The sequence below is a fragment of the Burkholderia sp. AU28863 genome, from assembly GCF_002223195.1.
GTDB lineage: Bacteria > Pseudomonadota > Gammaproteobacteria > Burkholderiales > Burkholderiaceae > Burkholderia > Burkholderia sola.
The window spans coordinates 1458156-1483223 of record NZ_NKFE01000003.1 but is presented as its reverse complement, the minus strand read 5'-3'; the positions used below and the strand labels follow the sequence as shown (position 1 = coordinate 1483223).

The window sequence follows — 25068 nt, the reverse complement described above, 5'->3', positions numbered from 1 at the left end:
ACCCAACATTCCAGGAGACAGACATGGCAAGGAAGATCACTTATTCGCAGGCGATCAACGAGGCGCTCGCGCAGGAAATGGCGCGCGACGACAGCGTGATCGTGATGGGCGAGGACAACGCGGGCGGCGCGGGCGCGCCGGGCGAGGACGACGCATGGGGCGGCGTGCTCGGCGTGACGAAGGGGCTGTTCCACAAGTTTCCGGGCCGCGTGCTCGATACGCCGCTGTCGGAGGGCGGCTACATCGGCGCGGCGGTCGGCGCGGCCGCGTGCGGGATGCGCCCCGTCGCGGAGCTGATGTTCATCGATTTCATGGGCGTGTGTTTCGACCAGATCTTCAACCAGGCCGCGAAATTCCGCTACATGTTCGGCGGCAAGGCCGTGACGCCGGTCGTGATCCGCGCGATGTACGGCGCCGGCCTGCGCGCGGCCGCGCAGCACTCGCAGATGCTCACGTCGCTGTTTACGCACATTCCGGGGCTCAAGGTCGTATGCCCGTCGACGCCGTACGACGCGAAGGGGCTCCTGATCCAGGCGATTCGCGACAACGATCCCGTGATCTTCCTCGAACACAAGCTGCTCTATACGCGCGAGGGCGACGTGCCTGAGGAATCCTATGCGATTCCGTTCGGCGAGGCGAACGTGCTGCGCGACGGCGACGACGCGACGATCGTCACGTACGGCCGGATGGTGCATCTCGCGATGGACGCGGCCGCGACGCTTGCGAAGGACGGCATCCAGTGCGACGTGATCGACCTGCGCACGACGTCGCCGCTCGACGAGGAAACGATCCTCGAAAGCGCCGAACGCACCGGGCGCGTGGTGGTCGTCGACGAAGCAAACCCGCGCTGCTCGATCGCGACCGACATCGCCGCGCTCGTCGCGCAGCGTGCGTTCCGTTCGCTCAAGGCGCCGATCGAACTCGTGACCGCGCCGCATACGCCCGCGCCGTTCGCCGGCGTATTGGAAGACCTGTACATCCCGTCCGCCGATGCGATCGCGCAGGCGGTACTCAAGACGAGGAGCTGACACGATGTCGATTCACATGATCACGATGCCCAAGTGGGGGCTGTCGATGGAGCAGGGGCAGGTCAACGGCTGGCTGAAGGCGATCGGCGAACGCGTGGCGAAGGGCGACGAGGTGCTCGACGTCGAGACGGACAAGATCTCGTCGGGCGTCGAATGCGCGTTCGACGGCACGCTGCGCCGGCAGGTCGCGCAGGAGGGCGAGACGCTGCCCGTCGGCGCGCTGCTCGGCGTGGTCGCGGCCGCCGATGCGAGCGACGCCGACATCGATGCGGCGATCGCCGACTTCCAGCGCGATTTCGTGCCGAGCGCGGCGTCCGACGAGGCGGCCGGCCCGCAGCCGGAGAAGGCGCAGATCGGCGGACGCACGATCCGCTTCCTGAAGCTGGGCGACGGTTCGGGCACGCCGGCCGTGCTGATCCACGGCTTCGGCGGCGACCTGAACAACTGGCTGTTCAATCACGCGGAGCTCGCCGCGCACCGGCCGGTGTGGGCGCTCGATCTGCCCGGCCACGGCGAATCGGGCAAGGCGGTCGAGACCGGCAGCCTCGACGAACTGGCCGATGCGGTGCTCGCGCTGCTCGATGCGCAGCACATCGAGCGAGCGCACCTGATCGGCCATTCGATGGGCGGCGCGGTGGCGATGACGTTGGCCGACAGCGCGCCGGAGCGCGTGGCGTCGCTCACGCTGATCGCGAGCGCCGGGCTCGGTGCCGATATCAACCGCGCGTACATCGACGGCTTCGTCGCGGGCAACAGCCGCAACACGTTGAAGCCGCACCTCGGCGCGCTGTTCGCGGACGACGCGTTGGTCACGCGGCAATTGGTCGAGGATCTCGTCAAGTACAAGCGGCTCGAAGGCGTGCAGGCCGCGCTGGAGAAAATCGCGCATGCCGCGTTCGACGGCGCCGCGCAGCGGCGCGTATTCCGCGACCGGCTCGCGTCGCTGGCGCCGCGCACGCTCGTGATCTGGGGCGAGCGCGACCAGGTGATTCCCGCGCAGCACGCGCAGGGCCTGCCGGACGGCGTGCGTGCCGAGGTGCTCGCCGGCAGCGGCCACATGGTGCAGATGGAGGCGGCCGCCGACGTGAACCGCCTGATCGTCGCGTTCCTCGGAGACTGACGATGGCCGCCGCGCTCGAACGACCCAGCCTCACGGCGCTCGGCCAGCCCGGCGCGAGAAGTCGCGACAAGCTCGCGCGCATTCCGGTGCGCATCGAGCCCGCGGCCGGCGCGGCGTTGCCGAAGCCGCCGTGGCTGCGCGCGCGGCCGATGATGAGCGCGGCGGTGGCCGACATGGCCGCCGTGCTGCGCGAGCATCGGCTGCATTCCGTCTGCGAGGAGGCGATGTGTCCGAACATCGGCGAATGCTTCGCGCAGCGCACCGCGACCTTCATGATCATGGGCGGGCTGTGTACGCGGCGCTGTCCGTTCTGCGATGTCGCGCACGGCCGTCCGGAGCCGCTCGATCCAGCCGAGCCCGCGCGGCTGGCCGACGCGGCGGCAGCGCTCGGATTGCGCTACGTCGTGATCACGTCGGTCGACCGCGACGATCTGCGCGACGGCGGCGCCGCGCATTTCGCCGCATGCATCGCGGCGGTGCGCGCGAGCGTGCCGGGCATCGGCGTCGAGGTGCTGACGCCGGACTTCCGCGGCCGCGCGGTCCGTGCGCTCGACGCGCTGTCGTCGGCCTGGCCCGACGTGTTCAATCACAACATCGAGACGGTGCCGTCGCTGTATCGCGCGGCGCGGCCCGGCGCCGACTATCGCGGCTCGCTGGAACTGCTCGCGCACGCGAAGGCCGCGCGGCCGACGCTCGTGACGAAATCGGGATTGATGCTCGGGCTCGGCGAACGCGACGACGAGGTGCGCGACACGTTGCGCGACCTGCGTGCGCACGAGGTCGACGTGCTGACGCTCGGCCAGTATCTCGCACCGTCGGCGCACCATTTGCCGGTGCGGCGCTATGTGAGCCCGGATGCGTTCGCCGCGTGGCGCGACGAGGCGCTCGCGCTCGGTTTCAGGGAAGTCGTCGCCGGCCCGCTCGTGCGGTCGTCATATCACGCGGCCGACGTGCTGGAGGGCGCGTAGCGCGCCACGCGTCAGGCGGCGGCGGCCGCGGCGGCGTGCGCGCGACCGATGCGGCGCAGGTACAGCACGAGCCCCGCGCCCGCCAGCATCAGGCTGACCGTGTTCGCGAACCAGAAGCCGCGCGCGCCGGTCAGCCACGCGGGCGCGATGCCGCCGACGTCGAAGCCGAGCACGTAGCCGCCGCTGAGTCCGACGCCCCACAGCGCGACCGCATAGATCACGGTCGGCACGATCGCCACCTTGTACGCGCGCAGCACGAACGCCGACGTGACCTGCAGCGCATCGAACACGTGGTAGCACGCGACGATCGCGACGAGCGGCATCGCGGCCGCGGCGACGGCCGGGTTCGGCGTATAGCCGCCGATGATCAGCGGGCGCAGCGCGAACACGAGCACGCCGTAGGCGGCGGCAACACCGCACGCGAACATCACGCTGTGCCGGCCGAGCAGCCGGGCTTCGTCGGCGCGTCCGGCGCCGAGCGCGCGCGCGACCAGCGTCGACGCCGCCACGCCGATCGACAGCGGCGTCATGTACAGCACCGCGCCGATGTTGCCGGCGATCTGGTGGCCCGCCAGCGTCGTCGTGCCGAACTGCGCGATGAACAGGGCCATGCACGTGTACGACGTGACCTCGATCAGGTACGACAGGCCCATCGGCACGCCGAGCTTCAGGATCGCCTTCTGCCGCTCCCACACGGGCCAGCAGAAGCGCGAGAAGATCGCGAGCGGCGCGAACACGTCGAGCTTCGCGAGCAGCGTGTAGCCGATCAACGCGAGCGCCCAGTTGATCAGCGTGCTCGCGAGCCCGCAGCCGGGGCCGCCGAGCGCCGGTACGCCGAGGCCGCCGAAGATGAACCACACGTTCAGCGGAAACTTGAGCAGCAGCGCGCCGATCTGCAGGATCATCGCGAGCCGCGGCTTGCCGGCCGCGTTGGTCAGCGCGTTGTAGATGCGGAACACGAGGCTGGCGGGCAGCCCGTACGACAGGATGCGCAGGTAGTCGACGGTGCGCTCGTGCAGTGCGGCGGGCGCATGCGCGACGCGCAGCAGCGGTTCGGGAAAATGCAGCAGCAGGAAGCCGGGGATCGCGAGCAGCACCGCAAGCCACAGCGCCTGGCGCACTTCCTCGCCGATCTCGGCATAGCGCCGCGCGCCGTACAGTTGCCCGGTGATCGGCTGCAGCGCGGACAGGATGCCCGTCAGCCCGATATAGATCGATACGTAGATCGACGAGCCGAGCCCAAGCGCGGCGAGATCGACGGCCGAGTAGCGACCGACCATCGCGGTGTCGATCACGCCGAACGCGATGATCGCGAGCTGGCCGACCAGCACCGGCCATGCGAGACCGACGATCCGGCGGATGTCGCCGAACATCGTCAATCGGCCGCCTGGCGGCGCGGCGGACGCCGCTTGACGGGCGTCTTCGGCCTTTCGATGCGTTCGTACAGGCGGAAGCGCTCGTCACGATCGGCGACACGGCGGCCTTCCCAGACGAGACGCCACACGTATTGCGACATCGCGCTCGGCTCGCCGAAGTCGGAGCGGTCCTGGCGCAGGATCACGTCGCAGTCGCCGGAGAAATCGAAATGCATGTTGCCGAAGTACGCAAAGGTCGCGATCTGCGCGTCGCCGAGCCGCACCGGCGAGATGCACTCGTAGTCGGACGGCAGGTGCACGGCGATCTGTTGCGCGACATCGCGATAGGTCCGGCCGTAGTTGACGATCGGCAGCCACAGCGTCATCAGCAGCACCCACATCAGCGTGGTGCCCGCGCCCGACAGCACGACGCTGCGCCACAGCACCTTGGGCTGTCGCGACACACGCCAGCGCACGATGAAGCACCAGCACACGGTGACGATCACCGCGCAGATGAACGACAGGATCTTGAAATGCGGCTCGTAGCCGGGCACGAGGCGCGCGAGGTTGCGCGCGAGCGGATGCGGGAAGCCGGTGAGCGACGCGAGCCACACCAGCCACACGAAGGTGCCGAGGATCGTGAAGCTCAGCACCGCGAACCAGTCGATCGCGTTGATCGCGCCGCGCTTGAGGGTCGGCAGCGCGAAGGTCGCGAGCACTGCGAGCGGCGGCAGCAGCAGCATGTACATGCGGTTCGACTGCTGGCTTTGCAGGATCACGAGCGCGACGAGCGGCACGGCGACCGACAGTGGAATCGCGATGTGCGCACGGCGACGCATGCCGGCCCAGCTCCACCATGCCCAGATCGCGAGCGGCCACGCGGGCCACGTGAACAGCGGCAGGTTTTTCGCCGCATAGCCGAGCACGGCCGTCGGCGGGCCCGAAAAGCGCATCAGGCTGCCGTGGATCCACTGGTTGAAGAACCACGCGGCGTCGTCGGGCGCCGCGACGAACGCGGCGAGCGGCCACAGCGCGGCGATCGCGACCGCGAGCGGCAGGCCGACCAGCGGCAGGCGCAGGTTGCGCATCTCGGGCGTGACGAGCCACAGCGCGGCCGTGCCCGCGAGCAGCGCGACGACCAGCACCGGGTTGCCGGACAGCGCGACGAGGCCCATCGCGAGGCCCCACCACAGTGCACCCTGCAGCGGCTTGTCGATGCCGCGCACGATCCCGTACACGAGCATCGCGATCCACGCGAACTGCGCGAGCTGCGGCGTCGTTTCGTGCCCGCGTTCCGCGAGGCCGAAGCAGGCGACGAGCACCAGCAGCGCGCCGTCCGCCAGCGTGCGGCCGTAGTCGCGCGGCTCGGGTTCGCCGCCGAACGCGTATTTGAACGGTTGAACCTCGGCGCGCCGGCCGAGCAGGTAGGCCGCGTACCAGACGAACGCGCACGCGACGCAGAACAGCACGCCGGTATCGACGCGCGACGCGTTGCTCGCGTCGACCCACGGGCCGAGGCCGCGGATCGACAGCGCGCCGAGCCAGTAGCCGAGTGGCCCGTCGGTGGTGATGAACTTGCCGACCAGGTTCGGCAGCAGCCAGTCGTGCCAGCCGCCCTTGGCCATCGTCCACATCACGCCGAAGCCCGCCGCGTCCTCGTTTTTCCACGGGTCGCGGCCGAACAGGCCGAACGCCGCGTAGACGAGGCAGAGCGTGAGCAGCAGCCAGCGCGGCAGCGCGCGCGTGGCGGAGGCGGTGAGACGGACGACAGGCTTCATGCAGATGAGCGATTTGTTATGGGCGGGCGGCCGGCGCGATCGCGCGCGGCCGAGCCGGTTTCGAGCATCCGGCATTGTAGTCGCGCCCGCTGTTGTGCGTCAGGTCGTTTCCCGGGCGCCGGCCGGCGCCTGGCGGGCGAGCAGAGACAAAAAAGGGCAGCCTGGGCTGCCCTTTCGTGCGGTACCGGTGCGTTGCCGCCGCCGGATCGGTGCAAAAGCTTACTTTGCAGCAGCCTTGCCGTTCGCGCGTGCGCCGAACTTGTTCTTGAACTTCTCGACACGGCCTGCCGTGTCCATGATCTTTTGCTGACCCGTGTAGAACGAGTGCGATTCCGACGACACTTCGATCTTGGCGAGCGGGTAGGTCTTGCCTTCGTGTTCGATGGTTTCACGCGTCTGGATCGTCGAGCGCGTGATGAACTTGAAGCCGTTCGACATGTCTTGGAAGACGACTTCGCGGTAGTCCGGGTGAATGCCAGGTTTCATGATTTTCCTTGGTGAGAGCGGTAGCCAACCCGCCGCTTGCCGTGTCGAGCCGCCCCGAAAGGAGCGATTCGGCCGACGCCAAGCCCGGCGCGAGCCACTTGCCTAAGGTCGAAAAACGGCGATTATGCCAGAAAATCAGACGGTTGACGAATAATTTTCACGGTGCGTCGAGCGCGCCGGTGCCGGCCGGATCTTGCCGGTAGTAGCGCGCGAGCAGCCGGTACAGTTCCGGAAATTCGGACTCGAACGCTTTCGGCCGCACGAACAGCGCCTCGCTGCACACCGCGAAGAATTCCGACGGGTGGTCGGCCGCATAGGGATCGATCAGCGAATCCCGCTCGAAGCGCGCCCACGCGCGGTCCGGCACCGCGTCGACGCGCGCGCAGAATTGGTCGTATGCGTGTTCGAACACGTCGGCCCATGCCTGGGCGTCGAGGTGCGGCGCATGCCAGCGGCGAAAAAGGGGCGGATAGCCGTCGGCCGCGCCGTTGACCATGTCGATCTTGTGCGCGAATTCGTGGATCACGACGTTGTACGCGTCCCGGCCGTCCGTCATCTGCGCGTCTTCCCACGACAGGATCACGGGGCCGCCTTCCCACGCCTCGCCGCTCGCATCCTGCTCGACTTCGTGGACGACGCCGTCCTCGTCCTGCACGGTCTTGCGGATCACGAATTCGCCCGGATACACGACGACGCCGACCCAGCCGTCATACAGCGACAGGTCGAGATTCAGCACGGGCAGGCAGGCCTGCGCGGCGATCGCGACGATCATCGCGTCGGTCAGCTCGAGCCCGTGCGCGGTCGAAAACGATTTTTTCGCGACGAACAGGCTCGTGAGCTCGCGCAACCGGCCGAGCGCGTCGGGCGGCAGCGCGGCGAGGAACGGCAGGCGCTCGACGGTTTCGTGCCACAGCGCGTCGGGAATCGGATGGCTGCGCAGCGCGCGGTCGCGGCGGCGGTCGTCGAACCAGCGGGTCAGTTTCGAAAGCATGGAGGCTGCGGACGAAAATCCAAAGCCTGTCTTTTAACTCAATCGATCTGTTTTTGCCATGCCGCGAAGAGGCCGCCGACGAGCGCGACGCCCGCGAGGAAGTAAAAGCCGTCGAGCGATGCGAGGAACGACGCCTGTTGCGCGACCATCCGCGCAATCGACGCGATCGCGAGGCCGTGCGCGTCGTTCAGCGCGTGGCCCGCGGCCGCATAGCTGCGCGTCAGCGCGTCGGCGGTCTGCTGGAACAGCGGATCGAACACGTTCGCGCGCTCGACGAGCCGCGTCTGATGCATGGCCAGCCGGTGCTGCTCGACGATGATCACCGACGACGTCGCGAACGAGATCGTCAGTTGCCGCACGATGTTCTTCACCCGGTAGCCATGCGTGTATTCGTCGATCGCGAAGATCCGGAACGTGAGATTCGCGACCGGCAGCACGATGAACAGCAGCAGCAACCCGCGCAGCAGCAGCGGGACGACCAGCGCGGCTTCGCCGACCTGCGGCGTGATCCGCGTCATCGATAGCGCGGCCGTGACGGCGATCGCGAATCCCGGCACGACGAACCACTTCTTGTGCGTGACGAATTTCGCGTAGCGCAGGTAGGCGAACAGCGCGGTGGCCGAAATCAGCGACATCGTGCCGACCAGACGCCCGGCATTCTCGACCGGATAGCCGAGGCCGCCCTCGAGCAGCCGCGCCGTCAGGTAGCTGAAGCCCGTCGTCTCGTAGTAATAGAACATGTAGAGCAGCAGCCCGACCTGGAACGTCCGCTCTCGAAACGCATGCAGCCGCACGAGCGGCGTCGGGTGATGCCACTGGTGATACGCGAACCACGCGAGCGCGCCGAGCCCCGCGATCGTCAGCACGATCAGCATCGGCGAGCCGCTGTAGAGCTGGTAATGCACCTGCTGCAGCACGATCTGCAGCGCGCCTTGCGCGAGGGCGAACACCACATATGGCCAGAAGTGGCCGGAGCCGCGTTCGTCGTCCGGCGTGCGGCCCGAATCGGGCAGCGTGAGCAAGGCGAGGGCCGCGAACGCGATGCCGGCCGGCGCCGTGCACGCGAACAGTGCGCGCCACGTCGAATGCGCGACCAACAGCCCGCCGACGATCGGCGCGAGCGCGCTGCCGAGCAGGATCATGATCAGGAACGCGCGCGTCGCGGGCGGCCGTGCCTGCGGCTTGAAGCTGATCTGGATCAGGATCCGGCACGCGCCCATCATCGGGCCGATGAAATAGCCCTGGAAGCCGCGCGCGAACGCGAGCTCCAGCGACGTGTCGGCCAGCGCCGCCGCGATCGCGCCGAACGAGAACATCAGCATGCAGCCTGCGACGTAGCGGCGATGGCCGAGCCGGTCGACCCACCATTGCTGCTGCAGGATGCCGAGCACGGCCGTGACCGCGTAGGCGCTCGACGACCACACGAGTTCGTCGGGCGACGCGTTGATGCCGCCCGCGATGTAGCTTGCGAAGAACGAGAAGACGGCGTTGTCGAAGTAATCGATGCCGGTGACGAGCGCGAGCGCCCATGGAAACAGGTCCGCGCGCAGGTTCGCACGGCTCCACAGTGGCCGGCCCGGCACCGCGTTCATTCGCGATCCTTGCGTGCGCGGCGCGTGCCGGCCTCCGCCCGCCGCTGCGCGATCAGCGCATCGGCGTTCTCGCCGGCGAGGCGCCGCTCGACGTAATCGATGTCGTGCTGCAGTTCCTTGCGCAGCGCGACGGCTTCCTTCAGCTCGCGCTGGACGGCCGCGATCCGCCGGTCGAGCGTGTCGATCTGCTCGGCGAGGCCGGCGCGGATGTCGCGCAGCGATGCGTCCGAATACCGTCGCCGGCCGTCGCCCGTTTCTTCCAGCGGACGCTTCAGCATTTCGGTGATGCCATGCAGCGAGAAGCCGAGCGCACGCAGCCGCAGGATGCGCGCGAAGCGCTCGAGGTCGGCTTCGTCGTAGAGGCGGTAGCGGCCTTCGCTGCGCGACGGCGTGACGAGCCCGCGCTCCTCATAGTATTTCAGCGTGCGCGGCGTGACGCCGAGCCGCGACGCGGCGTCGCTGACGGTCAATAGCGGGGTGGAGGCGTCGTTCGGCATCGGATCGGGGGATTGGACGGGACAATGACGCGATTATAGATCAACCTGTACGTTCACGTTCAGGTTTGAATCGAAAAACGGCCGCCGGGCTGGATGCGCGGGCGGCCGTGTTGCGGAGCGGGAGGGCGATCAGCCGCCGCGGCGCATCAGGTCGAAGAACTCGGAATTGCTCTTCGTCTGGCGGATCTTGTCGAGCAGGAATTCCATCGCCTCGACTTCGTCCATGTCGTGGATGAACTTGCGCAGCACCCAGATCTTTTGCAGGATCTCGGGCTTGATCAGCATTTCCTCACGACGCGTGCCCGACTTGTTCAGGTTGATCGACGGGTACACGCGCTTTTCCGCGAGACGGCGCTCGAGGTGCACTTCCATGTTGCCGGTGCCCTTGAACTCTTCGTAGATCACGTCGTCCATGCGGCTGCCGGTTTCGATCAGCGCGGTGCCGATGATCGTCAGCGAGCCGCCTTCCTCGATGTTGCGTGCCGCGCCGAAGAAGCGCTTCGGACGCTGCAGCGCGTTCGCGTCGACACCGCCCGTCAGCACCTTGCCCGACGCCGGGATCACGGTGTTGTACGCACGCGCGAGACGCGTGATCGAGTCGAGCAGAATCACGACGTCGTGCTTCATTTCGACGAGGCGCTTCGCCTTCTCGATCACCATTTCGGCGACCTGGACGTGACGCGTGGCCGGTTCGTCGAACGTCGACGCGATCACTTCGCCGGCGACCGAGCGTTGCATTTCGGTCACTTCTTCAGGACGCTCGTCGATCAGCAGCACGAACAGGATCACGTCCGGGTGGTTCTGCTTGATCGCGTGTGCGATGTGCTGGAGCATCACGGTCTTGCCCGACTTCGGCGACGCGACGAGCAGGCCGCGCTGGCCCTTGCCGATCGGCGCGATCATGTCGATGATGCGGCCCGTGACGTTTTCCTCGCCGCGCATTTCGCGTTCGAGCGACAGCGGCTTGTTCGGGTGCAGCGGCGTGAGGTTCTCGAACATGATCTTGTGTTTCGAGGCCTCGGGCGGCTGCCCGTTGACTTTGTCGACCTTCACCAGCGCGAAGTAGCGCTCGCCGTCCTTCGGCGTACGGACTTCACCTTCGATGGTGTCGCCGGTGTGCAGGTTGAAGCGGCGGATCTGCGACGGGCTGATATAGATGTCGTCGGTGCTCGCGAGGTACGACATTTCCGGCGAGCGCAGGAAGCCGAAGCCGTCCGGCAGCACTTCGAGCGTACCGTCGCCGAAGATCGTCTCTCCCGTCTTGGCGCGCTTTTTGAGAATGGCGAACATCAGCTCCTGCTTGCGCAGGCGGTTCGCGTTTTCGATCTCCAGGCCGTTGGCCATTTCGATCAGTTCGGAGACGTGCAGAGACTTGAGCTCGGATAAATGCATACGGAGAACCCGCCAGGGAGGAGATGCGACGAAAGAAAATAAGGGAGGAGGGCGAGCGGAGGCGCTCAGAGACTTAAATGCGTCTTGTCGACGTTTTTTAATTCTAGCATAGCCCGATTCGCGCTTGAGCGAGCGATCGGCGGCTTGACAACGGACGTGTTGCCGACTGACAACACGTCCGCGGAACTGCCGGTATTACAGGTGGCTGTCCAGGAATGCGGTGAGCTGCGACTTCGACAGCGCGCCGACCTTCTGCGCGGCGGCCGCGCCGTTCTTGAACAGGATCAGCGTCGGGATGCCGCGCACGCCGAATTTCGCCGGCGTGGCCTGGTTGTCGTCGACGTTGATCTTCGCGATCTGCAGCTTGTCGCCGTAGTCCTTCGCGACTTCGTCGAGGATCGGGGCGATCATCTTGCACGGGCCGCACCATTCGGCCCAGAAATCGACGAGCACGGGCTTGTCGGACTTGACGACGTCCTGTTCGAACGATGCGTCGCTGATGTGTTTGATCTGTTCGCTCATTGGGTCAATACCTCTTACGGTTCGGGGACTGCCTGCTTGCGCGTTGCAGCGTACCGGCCTCCGTAGGCTGCCGGCCGCTGCGGCAGGGCACTCCGCCTTCCGGGACGGAGGGACGTAAGCGCTGCATGCCGCGGCTCGCGGGTCGTTCGGGCGTCATATTAGCCTAAATTGCTATCTGCTGCGGGCGGCGATAGTAGCCGCTATGCGAGTAGGGGTACGACGCGACGTTCGACCGTCGTGCCACGCAGGTGGAGGCCGGTCCGCCAATTACAAGGGGCGGGCCGCGTGCAACGTGTCTGAATGAGCGAAGCGCGGGTTTGCCCGGCGAGATTCGCATTGATGCGAACAAACGGTCGCATTCGTCCGGAAGCGGTGATAGAATATGCCGTGACGGGCCTCCTCGCATGGTGGGGCGGTGAACCTGGTCAGGTCGGGAACGAAGCAGCCACAATCGTTTTCCGCCAGTGCCGAGGGTTGGGCTCGTCACCTTCCTTCTCGCCCCGTTCGCAGGGCGTTTTTTATTTCTGCTTCACACTCCGTTCGACCTGCGCCTTGCCCGTGTTCCGCACCGTTTCGCGTGTCGGCGCGACGCAGCGTTACTGATACAATTTCCCGATGACCTATCAAGTTCTCGCACGCAAGTGGCGTCCGAAGGATTTCGCTTCGCTCGTCGGCCAGGAGCACGTCGTCAGGGCGCTCACGCACGCGCTCGACGGCGGGCGTCTCCATCATGCCTATCTGTTTACCGGAACCCGCGGTGTCGGCAAGACGACGCTGTCGCGGATCTTCGCGAAGGCGCTCAACTGTGAAACCGGCGTCACGTCGCAGCCGTGCGGCGTCTGTCGCGCCTGTCGCGAGATCGACGAGGGCCGTTTCGTCGATTACGTCGAGATGGACGCGGCGAGCAACCGCGGCGTCGACGAGATGGCCGCGCTGCTCGAGCGCGCGGTGTATGCACCGGTCGATGCGCGCTTCAAGGTCTACATGATCGACGAAGTGCACATGCTGACGAACCACGCGTTCAACGCGATGCTGAAGACGCTCGAAGAGCCGCCGCCGCACGTCAAGTTCATCCTTGCGACGACCGATCCGCAGAAAATTCCCGTCACCGTGCTGTCGCGCTGCCTGCAGTTCAACCTGAAGCAGATGCCGGCCGGGCACATCGTGCCGCATCTCGAGCGGATCCTCGGCGAAGAGCGGATCACGTTCGAGCCGCAGGCGCTGCGCCTGCTCGCGCGCGCCGCGCAGGGCAGCATGCGCGACGCGCTGTCGCTGACCGACCAGGCGATCGCCTATTCGGCGAACGAGGTGACCGAGTCGGCGGTGTCGGGCATGCTCGGCGCGCTCGACCAGACTTACATGGTGCGCCTGCTCGACGCGCTCGCGGCCGGCAACGGCCCGGAAATCCTCGCGATTGCCGACGAGATGTCGCTGCGCAGCCTGTCGTTCTCGACCGCGCTGCAGGATCTCGCGAGCCTGCTGCACCGGATCGCCTGGGCGCAGTTCGCGCCGGGCTCGGTGCTCGACGAATGGCCGGAAGCGGCCGACCTGCGCCGTTTCGCGGAAACGCTGAGCGCCGAGCAGGTGCAATTGTTCTATCAGATCGCGACGGTCGGGCGCGCCGAACTCGGCCTGGCGCCGGACGAATATGCCGGTTTCACGATGACGCTGCTGCGGATGCTCGCGTTCGAGCCGGCCGCTGGCGCCGGCGGCGCGCCGGGCGGTCAGCCGTCCGTGCCGCCGCGTGCGGTGCCGGCCCCGCGCGCAGCCGCGGCACCGGCCGCTGCTGCGGCCAAGCCGGTGTCGGCCGCGCCCGCTGTCGCGGCGCCTGTTGCGCCCGTCGCGCGTTCGGCGCCGGCGCAATCCGGTGACGAAGCCGCCCGGCCGGTCGCCAAGCCGGCGGTTGTTTCGGCGCCGGCAGAAGCAGCCGTTTCGGCGGCCGAAAAGGCTGCACCGGCACCGGTCGCGGCCGACGCTCGAGCGATCGAGCCGCCGCAGCCGGACGAGAAGGCAGCGCCCGCCGGCGACGCGCCGCCTCCCACCCGTGAACCCGAGCCGGCGGCCGTTGCCGCCGTGCAGCGAAACGACGAACCGGCGCCGCAACCCGAACCGGCGCCGCGCGCCGTGTCGCCCGAGCCGGCCGCCGCCCGTCCGGCGGCGCGGGCGGGCGGTGCTGCCGCCGCGCTCGACGTGCTGCGCAATGCAGGGATGCGCGTGTCGTCGGACCGCGGGCGCGCAGGCGCGGCAGCGAAGCCGGCGGCATCCCAGCCGGCCGCCGAGAAACCGGCCGCGCCGCGTCCCGCCGTCCAGGTGCCGACGCCGCGTGCCGTCGCCCGCGCGCCGCAGGCAGCCGATTCGCGCCAGCCGTCGCCGCCGTGGGAAGACATCCCGCCGGACGACTACGTGCCGCTCAGCGCCGACGAAATGTTCGGCGGTTCCGACGACGGCTTCGTGCCGGTGTTCGACAGCGGTCCCGACGATGTGCGCGTGACGCCGAAGCCGGCGGAAGCCCGTCCGGCCGCGCCGATCGACACGCGCCCGTTGCCGCCCGCGATCGCGCTCGATCCGATCGGCTTCGACGGCGAATGGCCGGCGCTGGCCGCGCGGCTGCCGCTGAAGGGCGTCGCGTACCAGCTCGCGTTCAACAGTGAGCTGACGGCCGTCGATGCGAGCGCATTGAAGTTGTCGGTGCCGGTGCCGCAGTATGCGGACGCCGCGCAGGTGGCGAAGCTGAAGGCCGCACTGGCCGATGCGCTCGGCAAGCCGGTCGAGGTGAGCGTCGAGGTCGGGCCCGCCCGGCGCACCGCGGCGGCGCTCGATGCGGCCGCGCGCGCGGCGCGCCAGCGCGAAGCCGAGCAGGAGATTCACGGCGATCCGTTCGTCCAGCAGCTCGTGCGCGACTTCGGTGCGCGCATCGTCGAGGGGTCGGTGCGCCCGCTCGCCGATTCGGCGCCGGACGGTGCACCGCCCACGCTCCATTGAACTGACCGCCCCGCGACAGGCACAATCACGCCCCGCACACATCGGCCGGCACGCGCCGCGTGCCGGTTTTCATACGATCAAGAAGGAGTATTCCCATGTTGAAAGGCAACCTCGCCGGACTGATGAAGCAAGCGCAGCAAATGCAGGAAAACATGAAGAAGATGCAGGAGCAGCTTGCGCTGATCGAGGTCGAAGGGCAGTCGGGCGCCGGCCTCGTCAAGGTGACGATGACGTGCCGCAATGAAGTGCGCCGCGTGTCGATCGACCCGAGCCTGCTCGCGGACGACAAGGACATGCTCGAGGATCTCGTCGCCGCTGCGTTCAACGACGCGGTGCGCAAGGCCGAAGCAACGTCGCAGGAAAAGATGAGCGGCATGACGTCGGGCCTGCCGCTGCCGCCGGGCTTCAAGCTGCCGTTCTGAGCGCCGCGTCCTTGTCACCGTTTGCCGCCGTATGAAACAGCCGTCCGCCTTGTCCGCTCTCGTCGAAGCGTTGCGCGTGCTGCCCGGCGTCGGGCCGAAATCCGCGCAGCGCATGGCGGTTCACCTGATGCAGCACGACCGCGAGGGCGCGGAGCGGCTCGGCCGGTCGCTGCTGTTCGCGACCGAGCACCTGCAGCACTGCGAGAAGTGCAACACGTTCACCGAAGCGCAGATCTGCGAGGTCTGCAGCGACGAGGAGCGTGATCCGACGCTGCTGTGCGTCGTCGAGACGCCTGCCGACCAGATCATGCTCGAGCAGACGATGACCTACCGCGGGCTGTATTTCGTGCTGATGGGGCGACTGAGCCCGCTCGACGGAATCGGCCCGAAGGAAATCCATTTCGACCGCCTCGTGCGGCGCGCATCCGACGGCGTCGTCAAGGAAGTCGTGCTCGCGACCAACTTCACGAACGAAGGCGAAGCCACCGCCCACTACCTCGGCCAGACGCTCAAGGCGCGCGGGCTGGCGGTGACGCGCCTCGCGCGCGGCGTGCCGGTGGGCGGCGAGCTTGAGTACGTCGACGCGGGCACCATCGCCCGCGCGATGCTCGACCGCCGCACGATGTAAGCCGGGCGTCGCCTGCCGGCGGCGCCGTTCCTCATGCCAGGGAGACACATGAGCACCAGCCAGGGCCCGCTCGCGGGCGTCAAAGTGCTCGAATTCGGAACGCTGATCGCGGGGCCGTTCGCGTCGCGGCTGTTCGCCGAATTCGGCGCGGAAGTGATCAAGATCGAGGATCCGAACGGCGGCGACCCGCTGCGCAAGTGGCGCAAGCTCCACCCGGAGCAGGGCGGCACGTCGCTGTGGTGGTCCGTGCAGGCGCGCAACAAGAAATCGGTCACGCTGAACCTGAAAGCCGACGCCGGCAAGGCGATCGCGCGGCAGCTCGCGAGCGAGGCCGACATCGTGATCGAGAATTTCCGTCCGGGCCTGCTCGAAAAGCTCGGGCTCGGCTACGACGTGCTGTCGGCCGACAATCCGGGCCTCGTGATGGTACGCCTGTCCGGCTACGGGCAAACGGGCCCGTACCGCGACCGGCCCGGCTTCGGCGCGATCGCCGAATCGATGGGCGGGCTGCGTCACATCACCGGCTATCCGGATCTGCCGCCGCCGCGCATCGGTATCTCGATCGGCGATTCGATCGCCGCGCTGCACGGCGTGATCGGCGCGCTGATGGCGCTTCATCACCGCAAGGTCAACGGCGGCGCGGGGCAGGTGGTCGACGTTGCACTGTATGAAGCCGTTTTCAACATGATGGAAAGCGTGGTGCCCGAGTACGGCGTGTACGGGATGGTGCGCGAGCGCACCGGCGCGTCGCTGCCGGGCATCGTGCCGTCGAATACGTACGCGTGCCGCGACGGCAGCATCGTGATCGGCGGCAACAGCGATCCGATCTTCAAGCGGCTGATGAAGGCGATCGAGCGCGACGACCTCGCCGACGATCCCGCGCTCGCGCAAAACGACGGGCGGGTGCCGCGCACGCAGGAAATCGACGACGCGATCGCCGCGTGGCTCGCGCCGCGCACGATCGACGAGGCGCTCGTCGTGCTCAATGCGGCCGACGTGCCGGCCGGGCGCATCTACAGCGCGGCCGACATGTTCACCGATCCGCAGTTCGTCGCACGCCAGATGATCCAGCGTTTCAAGCTGGCCGACGGCACCGACATTCCGCTGCCGAACATCACGCCGAAGCTGTCGGACACGCCGGGCGAAACGCGCTGGCTCGGTCCCGAGCTCGGCGAGCATACCGACGAGGTGCTGCGCGGCCTTGGCTACGACGCGCACGCGATTGCCTCGCTGCGCGAGGCGGGCGCGATCTGAGCGTGGCCGGCGTGGTGCTTTGCGCCGCGTCGCTCGACGAAGGGTTCCCCGACGAGATTTTCTCCGGGCGGAAAACCCGGCGGCCCGGTGTTTTCCCCAGCGCGCGGAATGTCGCCGCGCAGTGCGGCGGCGCATCGCGTGCCCATGCGTATACCCGCCCGTCCGCGGCGGCCGGACTGTCGCTCTCGCGCCATCTTTCCTCGGTTACAATCGCCGGATGCGAATCCTACTCAGCAACGACGACGGCTATCTCGCCCCCGGTCTCGCCGCGCTCAGCGAAGCGCTGCAGCCGCTGGCCGAGCTTACGGTGATCGCGCCCGAGCAGAACTGCAGCGGCGCGTCGAATTCCCTCACGTTGTCGCGGCCGCTGTCGGTGCAGCGCGCAGCGGGTACGGGTTTCTTCTACGTGAACGGCACGCCGACCGATTCGGTGCACGTCGCGCTGACGGGGATGGCCGACACGAGGCCGGACATCGTCGTGTCCGGCATCAACAACGGCCAGAACATGGGCGAAGACACGCTCTATTCGGGGACAGTTGCGGCCGCCACCGAAGGCATCATGTTCGGCGTGCCGGCGATCGCGTTCTCGCTGGTCGACAAGGGCTGGGCTCATCTGGCCGATGCCGCACGCGTCGCGGCGGAAATCGTCGCGCACTACCTCGCGCATCCGCTGGCCGGCCAGCCGCTGCTGAACGTCAATATCCCGAACCTGCCGTACGACCAACTGAAGGGCTGGAAGGTCACGCGCCTCGGCAAGCGTCATCCGTCGCAGCCGGTGATTCGCCAGACCGACCCGCGCGGCGAGCCGATCTACTGGATCGGCGCCGCGGGCGACGCGCTGGACGCCAGCGACGGCACCGATTTCCACGCCGTCGCAAACGGTTTCGTGTCGATCACGCCGCTGCAGCTCGATCTCACGCATACGCAGATGCTGCCTGCGACGCGCGAATGGGCGCGCGCCGGAGGGCGGGCTTCATGAGCGGCGAGCGCGCGAAGCGGTTCCCGCTCGCGCTCGAAGATCTCAAACGAGCGCCACGCAAATCGGAAGGTCGGGCCGGCGAACGCCAAGCGGCGGGCGCGGTGCCGAAGGCCGCCGACAAACCCGCAGCCGGACTGAAACCGGTTGCGGTGAAGCCGGCCGCCGCGCGGGTGCCGCTGTCGGGCACCGCCGCCGCGAAACCGGCGACCGCACCGAAGCCGACCGCGCTGAAACCTGCGCTGCCGAAGCCGGCTGCGCCGAGCATCGCGCCGGCCGGCGCATTCGCCCTCACGTCGGAACGCGTGCGCGAGCGGATGGTCGAACGGCTGCGCGCGAACGGCGTGACCGATGCGCGCGTCCTGGACGCGATGGCCGCGGTGCCGCGCCACCTGTTCGTGGATCCCGGGCTCGCGACGCAGGCCTACGAGGATTCGGCGTTGCCGATCGGCCACCAGCAGACCATTTCTAAGCCGTCGGTCGTCGCGCGCATGATCGAGCTCGCGATGGCCGGCCGCACGCTCGAGCGCGTGCTCGAGATCGGCACGGGCTGCGGCTATCAGGCCGCCGTGCTGAGCCACGTGGCGCGCGACGTGTATTCGATTGAACGCATCAAGCCCCTCTACGAGCGCGCGAAGCTGAACCTGCGGCCGCTGCGCGTGCCGAACATCCGTCTGCATTACGGCGACGGGCGTGTCGGCCTGCCGTCCGCGGCTCCGTTCGACGCGATCGTGATCGCCGCGGCGGGGCTCGACGTGCCGCAGGCGCTGCTCGAGCAGCTCGCGATCGGCGGGCGGCTCGTCGCGCCGGTCGGCGCGCAGAGCGGGCAGCACCAGGTGCTCACGCTCGTCGAGCGCGTCGCGCACGCGCAATGGCGAGAGTCCCGGCTTGATCGCGTTTTCTTTGTCCCTTTAAAATCCGGAGTGATTTGAAACCGATGAGTATGTTGCGCGCGATGCAAAACAACCGATCCAGGGAACCGCTCACGCTCGCCCAGCGCGCGATCTGTGTGGCTGCGTTCTCCACGCTACTGGCCGCCTGTGCGACGCGGCTCGACAACGCGCCCGTCGTCGATCGCTCCGGGTCGCTCGGCACGACCGCCGCCGCGCAGCCCGCGGCGCCGCTTCCGCCGGCGCCGCCGGGTTACTACCGGGTGAAGCCGGGCGACACGCTGTACCGGATCGCACTCGAAAACGGGCAGAACTATCGCGACATCGCGGCGTGGAACAATCTGGCGAACCCGAATCAGATCGAAGTCGACCAGCTGCTGCGCGTGTCGCCCCAGGCCGGCGCCGCGGTCGCGGGCACGCCGGCCGCCGCGCCGATCGTCGGCGGTGCGGTCGCGACCGCGCCGCTGAGCAGCGGTCCGGCCGCGCCGGCTGCAGGCACGTCGTCCGCGCTCGCCGCCACACCGCCGGCCGCGGCAACCGGGTCGAGCGATACGGCGGCTGCTCCGAGCGGCCCCGTGACGTTCGCGTGGCCCGCGCGCGGCCCCGTGCTGAACGGGTTCGACGATGCGAAGAACAAGGGTGTCAATATCGGCGGGACGGCCGGCGAGGCCGTGAAGGCGGCGGCGGACGGCCGCGTCGTTTACTCCGGCAACGGTCTGCGTGGTTACGGCAACCTCATTATCATCAAACACGATGCGACTTACCTCACGGCGTATGCACACAATCGCGCTTTGATGGTAAAAGAGGGGGACGCGGTGACGAAGGGGCAGAAGATCGCCGAGATGGGTAACAGCGATGCCGACCGCGTGATGCTGCATTTCGAGGTTCGCCGGCAGGGTAAGCCTGTCGATCCGCTGAAGTATTTGCCGCCTCAATAACCGAGACGACCATGCCGAAATCGAAGCGCCACGAGCCGCAAGCCGAGTCTGAGAAGATCAGTCGTGCCACGCAAGCATCGGTGGGGCGAGTAGGTGCTTCGACGGACGACGAAGACGACGTCGCGGAAAACGAACGCGATCTCGAGGCGCGCGACGCCGACGCGGACGGTGGCGACGACGAGCGCGAAGGTCGCCCGGAAGCCGCGCCCGACGTCGACGATTTCCGCACGCTGCTGCAGGCCGAGCTCACGGCCGACACGATCCAGCATTACCTGAACCGCATCAGCGTGAAGCCGCTGCTGACCGTCGAGGAAGAGCAGCGCTATTCGCGTCTGGCGAAGGCCGGCGAATTCGAGGCGCGGCAGGTGATGATCGAGCGCAACCTGCGGCTCGTCGTCAGTATCGCGAAGGGCTACCTGAACCGCGGCGTGCCGCTGCTCGACCTGATCGAGGAGGGCAATCTCGGCCTGATGCACGCGATCGAGAAGTTCGACCCGACGCGCGGTTTCCGTTTCTCGACCTACGCGACGTGGTGGATCCGGCAGAGCATCGAGCGGGCGATCATGAACCAGGCGCGCACGGTGCGCCTGCCCGTGCACGTGATCCGCGAACTGAACCAGGTGCTGCGCGCGAAGCGCCATCTCGAAAAGAATTCGATGTCGACGGGCGAAGCGGCCGAGCGCCGCGAAGCCAGCATCGACGACATCGCCTATCTCACCGGCAAGACCGCCGAGGAAGTCACCGATATCCTCGCGCTCAACGAACACACGGCGTCGCTCGACGCGCCGCTCGACCTCGATCCCGCGAGCAGCCTGCTCGACCTCCTGCCCGACGACCAGAGCCAGTCGCCCGACGCCGAGGTGCAGCACCGCGAGCTCGAAACGCTGACACGTGCGTGGCTGTCACGTCTGTCCGACAAGCACCGGCATGTGATCGAGCGCCGCTTCGGCCTGAACCACATCGAACCGGCGACGCTCGAGGAGCTCGCCGACGAGATGGGGCTCACGCGCGAGCGCGTGCGGCAGATCCAGCAGGAAGCGCTGGTGCGCCTCAAGCGGTTCTTCGCCTCCAACGGCGTGCGCAAGGACGCCGTTCTGTAACCGATGACCCCGATCCTTGTTTTTGACATCGAGACGATTCCCGATGTCGACGGCATTCGCCGTCTGGAAGATCTGCCCGCGACGCTCGACGATGCCGCGGTAGCCGAACACGCGTTTGCCGCACGTCGCGAGAAGACCGGCGGCGATTTCCTGCCGCACCATCTGCAGCGGATCGCGGCGATTTCGTGCGTGTTCCGCGACAACAACGGTTTTCGCGTGCGCTCGCTCGGGACGCCGCAGGACAACGAAGCGACGCTGATCCAGTCGTTCTACCGCGTGATCGAGAAATACACGCCGCAGCTCGTGTCGTGGAACGGCGGCGGTTTCGATCTGCCGGTGCTGCATTACCGCGCGCTCGTGCACGGTATTCCCGCCACCCGCTACTGGGATCTCGGCGAGGACGACCGCGAATTCAAGTGGAACAACTACATCTCGCGCTATCACTCGCGGCATACCGACCTGATGGACGTGCTCGCGATGTATCAGGCGCGCGCGAACGCGCCGCTCGACGCGCTGGCGAAGCTGTGCGGTTTCCCGGGCAAGCTCGGGATGGACGGCAGTCAGGTGTGGCCGGCGTTCCGCGACGGCCGGATTGACGAAATCCGCAACTATTGCGAAACCGACGTCGTCAATACGTACCTGTTGTATTGCCGGTTCCAGTTGATGCGCGGCGGCCTGACGCCGAGCGAGTACGCGGACGAGATCCTGCTCGTGAAGAATGCGCTCGCGCTGGAGCCGGCGCCGCACTGGGCCGAATACCTGGCGGGCTTCGATGCGTAGCGCGGACGGCCCGCGCCGCAACCGGCGCAATCAGGCCAGTTCGAGCAGCACCGGCTGGTGATCGGACGCGCGTACGTCGCCGTCGATCTCGCAGCCGATGACGCGCGGCAACAGCGTGTCGGTCACGAACACGAAATCGCACGCGAGCGGGCCTTCCGACCATTGCACCGTATCGTAGACGCCGGCGGTCGGCGGCGGCGTACGACCGGGATGCCGTGCGACCCACGCGTCGACGAAACCCGGTGCGTCGGCAATCGGCTCGAGGAAGCGCCGGTACGCATCGCTGTCGAATGCGCTGTTGAAATCGCCGCAGACGATCGCATCGCGCGGTTGTCCGGTCGCGCTGAACGGCCCGTCGGCGGTTTCGGCGGGAGCGGGGTGTTCCGCATGCGCGCAGGCTTCGCGATGTCGGTCGCGTAGCGCATCGACCTGTGCCAGCCGCTGGCGCGCCGAGTAATACTCCAGATGCGTGGTGACCACGCGCAACCATCCGAAGGGCGCCCGCAACTCGATATCGAGCGCGACGCGCGGCATCGACGGCGCGCCGGCATCGGCTGGCCAAGGCAGCGATCGGCGCAGCACGCGCCCGACCGGCAACCGCGTGGCGATCGCGTTGCCAAACTGGCGGCGCGGTGCGTCTGGCCGGATGGACGGCAGGTCGGCGCCGATCGCGCCGACGATCGTATAGCCAGGCAGCAGCGCCGCGAGTTCGGCGAACTGGTCGGGGCCTGGCCGGCCGGGCAGTGCGTCGAAGCCGCGCGTGACCTCCTGCAGGCACATCACGTCGAAATCGCCGAGCCGACGGAGGGCCGCGACGGTACCGGCAAGATCGACGACACCGTCGGCGTCCCGACCCCATTGGATGTTCCAGTCGATCAATCGCATGGTCGAATCTCCTTGGTCCGGTGCTGCGAGCAGAACCCGTGCCGCCTGCGCGGCCGCGCATCGCGCCCGGTCGGCCGCGTGCGACCGGGCGCGGGGTGGTCAGCCGCTTATGCGCCACGCGGCGCGCCATGCGCACCGGCATCGGCGCTTGCGTGACGAAAGCGCGCGACGGGAGCCTTCGTCGTCTACAATCTCGCCTTCTTCAACGTTTGTCAGGAAAAGCTGGTGTCCGAAGCCGTCCCCACTTCTGCGCGCAAATCGAAAAACGCGCCCGTCGCGCCCGGGCCCGCCCCGGTTCTCGAGATCGAATCGCTCGACATGGAAGCGCGCGGTGTCGGCCGAACGATGACCGAGGACGGTCAGCCGGGCAAGGTGATCTTCGTCGAAGGCGCGCTGCCGGGCGAGCGCGTGACCTACTCGAGCTATCGCCGCAAGCCCAGCTACGAGCAGGCGACGGTCGTCGACATTCTGCGCCCGAGCGTGATGCGCACGCAGCCGAAGTGCACGTTCTTCGGCACCTGCGGCGGCTGCTCGATGCAGCATCTCGACATGCGCGCGCAGGTGGCGGTCAAGCAGCGCGTGCTGGAAGACAATCTGTGGCACCTGGCGAAGCTGCGTGCGGAAACGATGTTCGCACCGATCCACGGTCCGTCGTGGGGCTATCGCTACCGGGCGCGCCTGACCGTGCGCAACGTCGCGAAGAAGGGCGGCGTGCTGGTCGGGTTCCACGAGAAGAAGAGCAGCTACGTGGCCGACATGACGAGCTGCGAAGTGCTGCCGCCGCACGTGTCGGCGATGCTCGTGCCGCTGCGCCGGCTCGTCGAGGGGCTGTCGATTCGCGACCGGATGCCGCAGATCGAACTCGCGGTCGGCTCGGCCGTCACCGCGCTCGTGCTGCGCGTGCTGGAGCCGATCAACGCGGACGACGAAGCGCTGCTGCGCGCGTTCGCGGACGAGCACAACGTGCAGTTCTGGCTGCAGCCGAAGGGGCCGGACACGGTGACGCCGTTCTACCCGCTCGACGTATCGCTCGATTACACGCTGCCGGAATTCGGCATCCGCATGCCGTTCAAGCCGACCGACTTCACGCAGGTCAATCACCAGATCAACCGCGTGCTGGTGGGGCGTGCGCTGCGCCTGCTCGCGCCGTCGCGCGACGATCGCGTGCTCGACCTGTTCTGCGGGATCGGTAACTTCACGCTGCCGCTCGCGCGATTGGCGCGCGAAGTGATGGGCATCGAGGGCAGCGACACGCTGACCACGCGTGCGCTCGCGAACGCACGCGAGAACGGTGTCGACGGCCACACGACGTTCGCGTGCCGGAACCTGTTCGAGGTGACGGGCGACGATCTCCGCGCGCTCGGCGCATTCGACAAGTTCCTGATCGACCCGCCGCGCGAAGGCGCGCTCGCGGTGTCGAAGGCGCTGGCCGAGATCGCGCAGAGCGGCGCAGGCCCGCTGCCGAAGCGCATCGTCTACGTGTCGTGCAACCCGTCGACGCTCGCGCGCGATGCGGGCCTGCTCGTGCACGAAGCCGGCTACCGGCTGAAGGGCGCCGGGGTCGTGAACATGTTCCCGAATACGTCGCACGTCGAATCGATCGCGCTGTTCGAGCGCGACTGAGCCCGGGCGGCGGACGTAAAAAAACCGGCCCGCGGGCCGGTTTTTCATGGTGCGTGCCGAACGTCAGTTGCGGTTGCCGCCGAAGATGCCGAGCAGCGCAAGCAGGTTCGTGAACACGTTGTACAGGTCGAGGTAGATCGCGAGCGTGGCCGAGATGTAGTTCGTCTCGCCGCCGTTCACGACCCGCTGGACGTCGAACAGCATGTAGGCCGAGAAGATCGCGATGGCGAGCACCGACACGGTGAGCATCAGCGCCGGCAGCTGCAGGAAGATGTTCGCGACCGACGCGAGCAGGATCACGATCACGCCCATGAACAGCCACTTGCCGAGCCCGGAGAAGTCACGCTTGCTGACGGTGGCGATCGTTGCCATCGTCGCGAAGATGATGCCGGTGCCGCCGAACGCGAGCATGATCAGCGACGGGCCGTTCGAGAAGCCGAGAATGAAGCTCAGCAGCCGCGACAGCATCAGGCCCATGAAGAACGTGAAGCCGAGCAGCACGAACACGCCGGCCGCGCTGTTTTTGGTCCGCTCGATCGCGAACATGAAGCCGAACGCGATCGCGAAGAACGCGAGCAGGCTCATCATCGGGCTGGTGGCCGCGAACAGCGAGAAGCCCGTCGCGACGCCGACCCAGGCGCCCAACACGGTCGGCACCATCGACAGCGCGAGCAGCCAGTACGTGTTCCGCAGCACGCGGTTGCGAACCTCGGCGGTGCTGACGGAACCGCCGCGGCCGAAATTGTACGGATAGTCGTTCATGGTTTCTCCTAACATTGAACGCGTGGGCGTCCGGGGCCGGTTCGGCGCGCGCGATGTGCGGCGCAGCAAACCGGGGCAGCTATGGCTAAGATACGTTCC

23 protein-coding genes and 1 other RNA gene are annotated in these 25068 nt (G+C 67.6%); 14 read left to right on the top strand and 10 right to left on the bottom strand.

Translation table 11 applies throughout. The annotated features are described in order from the left end of the window. The first annotated feature begins 23 nt into the window (after positions 1 to 23). Genes CFB81_RS09220 through lipA form a run of 3 tightly spaced genes read left to right on the top strand, consistent with a single transcriptional unit; the run spans position 24 to position 3116 of the window. Positions 24 to 1028 carry an alpha-ketoacid dehydrogenase subunit beta gene (locus CFB81_RS09220; protein ID WP_069621255.1) on the top strand — a complete coding sequence of 335 codons (1005 nt, stop codon included), beginning with the start codon at positions 24 to 26 and terminating at the stop codon, positions 1026 to 1028. A 4-nt stretch (positions 1029 to 1032) separates the two neighbouring features. After that, complete coding sequence (locus tag CFB81_RS09215; RefSeq protein WP_089435128.1) at positions 1033 to 2148, top strand: acetoin dehydrogenase dihydrolipoyllysine-residue acetyltransferase subunit; 1116 nt, start codon at positions 1033 to 1035, stop codon at positions 2146 to 2148. A 2-nt stretch (positions 2149 to 2150) separates the two neighbouring features. Next, positions 2151 to 3116: a lipoyl synthase gene (lipA, locus tag CFB81_RS09210; protein ID WP_089435127.1), complete on the top strand. Its 966-nt coding sequence runs from the start codon at positions 2151 to 2153 to the stop codon at positions 3114 to 3116. Between the two features lie 11 nt (positions 3117 to 3127). On the opposite strand, the gene CFB81_RS09205 is transcribed toward lipA, so the two are convergent. The 8 genes from CFB81_RS09205 to trxA all read right to left on the bottom strand — a co-directional run bounded on the left by CFB81_RS09205 (position 3128) and on the right by trxA (position 11729). Beyond that, positions 3128 to 4489 (bottom strand): MATE family efflux transporter, encoded by a 1362-nt coding sequence (locus CFB81_RS09205; RefSeq protein WP_089435126.1) that lies wholly within the window; start codon positions 4487 to 4489, stop codon positions 3128 to 3130. 2 nt (positions 4490 to 4491) lie between these two features. After that, the gene (locus CFB81_RS09200) at positions 4492 to 6324 is read right to left on the bottom strand and encodes a glycosyltransferase family 39 protein (protein ID WP_089435125.1); all 1833 of its coding nucleotides are present in this window, start codon (positions 6322 to 6324) and stop codon (positions 4492 to 4494) included. A gap of 144 nt (positions 6325 to 6468) precedes the next feature. Continuing rightward, complete coding sequence (locus tag CFB81_RS09195) at positions 6469 to 6735, bottom strand: type B 50S ribosomal protein L31 (protein ID WP_011549676.1); 267 nt, start codon at positions 6733 to 6735, stop codon at positions 6469 to 6471. A 157-nt stretch (positions 6736 to 6892) separates the two neighbouring features. Further along, positions 6893 to 7726, bottom strand: a complete 834-nt coding sequence (locus CFB81_RS09190) for a zinc-dependent peptidase (protein ID WP_069621260.1) — start codon at positions 7724 to 7726, stop codon at positions 6893 to 6895. Positions 7727 to 7764: 38 nt separating this feature from the next. After that, a complete protein-coding gene (locus CFB81_RS09185) occupies positions 7765 to 9318 on the bottom strand; it encodes an MFS transporter (protein ID WP_089435124.1) in 1554 nt (517 codons plus the stop codon). Then, positions 9315 to 9815, bottom strand: coding sequence for a MerR family transcriptional regulator (locus CFB81_RS09180; protein WP_089435123.1), 501 nt, complete (start codon positions 9813 to 9815; stop codon positions 9315 to 9317). Before CFB81_RS09180 ends, CFB81_RS09185 begins: the two co-directional genes overlap by 4 nt. Before the next feature lie 129 nt (positions 9816 to 9944). Beyond that, a complete protein-coding gene (gene rho, locus CFB81_RS09175; protein ID WP_006478662.1) occupies positions 9945 to 11207 on the bottom strand; it encodes a transcription termination factor Rho in 1263 nt (420 codons plus the stop codon). Positions 11208 to 11402: 195 nt separating this feature from the next. Beyond that, positions 11403 to 11729 carry a thioredoxin TrxA gene (gene trxA / locus CFB81_RS09170; protein WP_006402348.1) on the bottom strand — a complete coding sequence of 109 codons (327 nt, stop codon included), beginning with the start codon at positions 11727 to 11729 and terminating at the stop codon, positions 11403 to 11405. A 389-nt stretch (positions 11730 to 12118) separates the two neighbouring features. Here trxA and ffs point away from each other — a divergent pair. From ffs to CFB81_RS09120, 10 genes are all read left to right on the top strand, one after another. Continuing rightward, positions 12119 to 12217: signal recognition particle sRNA small type (gene ffs, locus CFB81_RS09165), an RNA gene on the top strand. Between the two features lie 127 nt (positions 12218 to 12344). Then, entirely contained in the window at positions 12345 to 14711 is a 2367-nt protein-coding gene (locus CFB81_RS09160) for a DNA polymerase III subunit gamma/tau (RefSeq protein WP_089435122.1), read from the top strand. 95 nt (positions 14712 to 14806) lie between these two features. Next, positions 14807 to 15133: a YbaB/EbfC family nucleoid-associated protein gene (locus tag CFB81_RS09155; RefSeq protein ID WP_006482124.1), complete on the top strand. Its 327-nt coding sequence runs from the start codon at positions 14807 to 14809 to the stop codon at positions 15131 to 15133. Between the two features lie 31 nt (positions 15134 to 15164). Continuing rightward, positions 15165 to 15761, top strand: a complete 597-nt coding sequence (recR, locus tag CFB81_RS09150; RefSeq protein ID WP_006478665.1) for a recombination mediator RecR — start codon at positions 15165 to 15167, stop codon at positions 15759 to 15761. Between the two features lie 48 nt (positions 15762 to 15809). Next, entirely contained in the window at positions 15810 to 17015 is a 1206-nt protein-coding gene (locus CFB81_RS09145) for a CaiB/BaiF CoA-transferase family protein (protein ID WP_089435121.1), read from the top strand. A 217-nt stretch (positions 17016 to 17232) separates the two neighbouring features. After that, positions 17233 to 17994 carry a 5'/3'-nucleotidase SurE gene (surE, locus tag CFB81_RS09140; protein WP_089435120.1) on the top strand — a complete coding sequence of 254 codons (762 nt, stop codon included), beginning with the start codon at positions 17233 to 17235 and terminating at the stop codon, positions 17992 to 17994. Then, complete coding sequence (locus CFB81_RS09135) at positions 17991 to 18923, top strand: protein-L-isoaspartate(D-aspartate) O-methyltransferase (protein ID WP_069620856.1); 933 nt, start codon at positions 17991 to 17993, stop codon at positions 18921 to 18923. Before surE ends, CFB81_RS09135 begins: the two co-directional genes overlap by 4 nt. Before the next feature lie 5 nt (positions 18924 to 18928). Then, positions 18929 to 19819 (top strand): peptidoglycan DD-metalloendopeptidase family protein, encoded by an 891-nt coding sequence (locus CFB81_RS09130; RefSeq protein WP_089435119.1) that lies wholly within the window; start codon positions 18929 to 18931, stop codon positions 19817 to 19819. An 11-nt stretch (positions 19820 to 19830) separates the two neighbouring features. After that, the gene (gene rpoS / locus CFB81_RS09125) at positions 19831 to 20919 is read left to right on the top strand and encodes an RNA polymerase sigma factor RpoS (protein ID WP_089435118.1); all 1089 of its coding nucleotides are present in this window, start codon (positions 19831 to 19833) and stop codon (positions 20917 to 20919) included. Positions 20920 to 20922: 3 nt separating this feature from the next. After that, complete coding sequence (locus CFB81_RS09120; protein ID WP_059645787.1) at positions 20923 to 21699, top strand: 3'-5' exonuclease; 777 nt, start codon at positions 20923 to 20925, stop codon at positions 21697 to 21699. A 30-nt stretch (positions 21700 to 21729) separates the two neighbouring features. Here the strand turns inward: CFB81_RS09120 and CFB81_RS09115 are convergent, their stop codons facing one another. After that, positions 21730 to 22584, bottom strand: a complete 855-nt coding sequence (locus tag CFB81_RS09115; protein WP_089435117.1) for an endonuclease/exonuclease/phosphatase family protein — start codon at positions 22582 to 22584, stop codon at positions 21730 to 21732. 222 nt (positions 22585 to 22806) lie between these two features. On the opposite strand from CFB81_RS09115, the gene rlmD reads away from it, so the two are divergent. Beyond that, positions 22807 to 24207: a 23S rRNA (uracil(1939)-C(5))-methyltransferase RlmD gene (gene rlmD / locus CFB81_RS09110; RefSeq protein ID WP_261320236.1), complete on the top strand. Its 1401-nt coding sequence runs from the start codon at positions 22807 to 22809 to the stop codon at positions 24205 to 24207. A gap of 63 nt (positions 24208 to 24270) precedes the next feature. Here rlmD and CFB81_RS09105 read toward each other — a convergent pair whose 3' ends face one another. Further along, positions 24271 to 24969: a Bax inhibitor-1/YccA family protein gene (locus tag CFB81_RS09105; protein WP_006484459.1), complete on the bottom strand. Its 699-nt coding sequence runs from the start codon at positions 24967 to 24969 to the stop codon at positions 24271 to 24273. Positions 24970 to 25068 lie beyond the last annotated feature (99 nt).

Bases quoted from the DNA above. Each gene is read 5' to 3' on its own strand.
- CFB81_RS09220 (WP_069621255.1), top strand. From the start codon at position 24: ATGGCAAGGAAGATCACTTATTCGCAGGCGATCAACGAGGCGCTCGCG.
- CFB81_RS09215 (WP_089435128.1), top strand. From the start codon at position 1,033: ATGTCGATTCACATGATCACGATGCCCAAGTGGGGGCTGTCGATGGAG.
- lipA (WP_089435127.1), top strand. From the start codon at position 2,151: ATGGCCGCCGCGCTCGAACGACCCAGCCTCACGGCGCTCGGCCAGCCC.
- CFB81_RS09205 (WP_089435126.1), bottom strand. From the start codon at position 4,489: ATGTTCGGCGACATCCGCCGGATCGTCGGTCTCGCATGGCCGGTGCTG.
- CFB81_RS09200 (WP_089435125.1), bottom strand. From the start codon at position 6,324: ATGCCGGATGCTCGAAACCGGCTCGGCCGCGCGCGATCGCGCCGGCCG.
- CFB81_RS09195 (WP_011549676.1), bottom strand. From the start codon at position 6,735: ATGAAACCTGGCATTCACCCGGACTACCGCGAAGTCGTCTTCCAAGAC.
- CFB81_RS09190 (WP_069621260.1), bottom strand. From the start codon at position 7,726: ATGCTTTCGAAACTGACCCGCTGGTTCGACGACCGCCGCCGCGACCGC.
- CFB81_RS09185 (WP_089435124.1), bottom strand. From the start codon at position 9,318: ATGAACGCGGTGCCGGGCCGGCCACTGTGGAGCCGTGCGAACCTGCGC.
- CFB81_RS09180 (WP_089435123.1), bottom strand. From the start codon at position 9,815: ATGCCGAACGACGCCTCCACCCCGCTATTGACCGTCAGCGACGCCGCG.
- rho (WP_006478662.1), bottom strand. From the start codon at position 11,207: ATGCATTTATCCGAGCTCAAGTCTCTGCACGTCTCCGAACTGATCGAA.
- trxA (WP_006402348.1), bottom strand. From the start codon at position 11,729: ATGAGCGAACAGATCAAACACATCAGCGACGCATCGTTCGAACAGGAC.
- CFB81_RS09160 (WP_089435122.1), top strand. From the start codon at position 12,345: ATGACCTATCAAGTTCTCGCACGCAAGTGGCGTCCGAAGGATTTCGCT.
- CFB81_RS09155 (WP_006482124.1), top strand. From the start codon at position 14,807: ATGTTGAAAGGCAACCTCGCCGGACTGATGAAGCAAGCGCAGCAAATG.
- recR (WP_006478665.1), top strand. From the start codon at position 15,165: ATGAAACAGCCGTCCGCCTTGTCCGCTCTCGTCGAAGCGTTGCGCGTG.
- CFB81_RS09145 (WP_089435121.1), top strand. From the start codon at position 15,810: ATGAGCACCAGCCAGGGCCCGCTCGCGGGCGTCAAAGTGCTCGAATTC.
- surE (WP_089435120.1), top strand. From the start codon at position 17,233: ATGCGAATCCTACTCAGCAACGACGACGGCTATCTCGCCCCCGGTCTC.
- CFB81_RS09135 (WP_069620856.1), top strand. From the start codon at position 17,991: ATGAGCGGCGAGCGCGCGAAGCGGTTCCCGCTCGCGCTCGAAGATCTC.
- CFB81_RS09130 (WP_089435119.1), top strand. From the start codon at position 18,929: ATGAGTATGTTGCGCGCGATGCAAAACAACCGATCCAGGGAACCGCTC.
- rpoS (WP_089435118.1), top strand. From the start codon at position 19,831: ATGCCGAAATCGAAGCGCCACGAGCCGCAAGCCGAGTCTGAGAAGATC.
- CFB81_RS09120 (WP_059645787.1), top strand. From the start codon at position 20,923: ATGACCCCGATCCTTGTTTTTGACATCGAGACGATTCCCGATGTCGAC.
- CFB81_RS09115 (WP_089435117.1), bottom strand. From the start codon at position 22,584: ATGCGATTGATCGACTGGAACATCCAATGGGGTCGGGACGCCGACGGT.
- CFB81_RS09105 (WP_006484459.1), bottom strand. From the start codon at position 24,969: ATGAACGACTATCCGTACAATTTCGGCCGCGGCGGTTCCGTCAGCACC.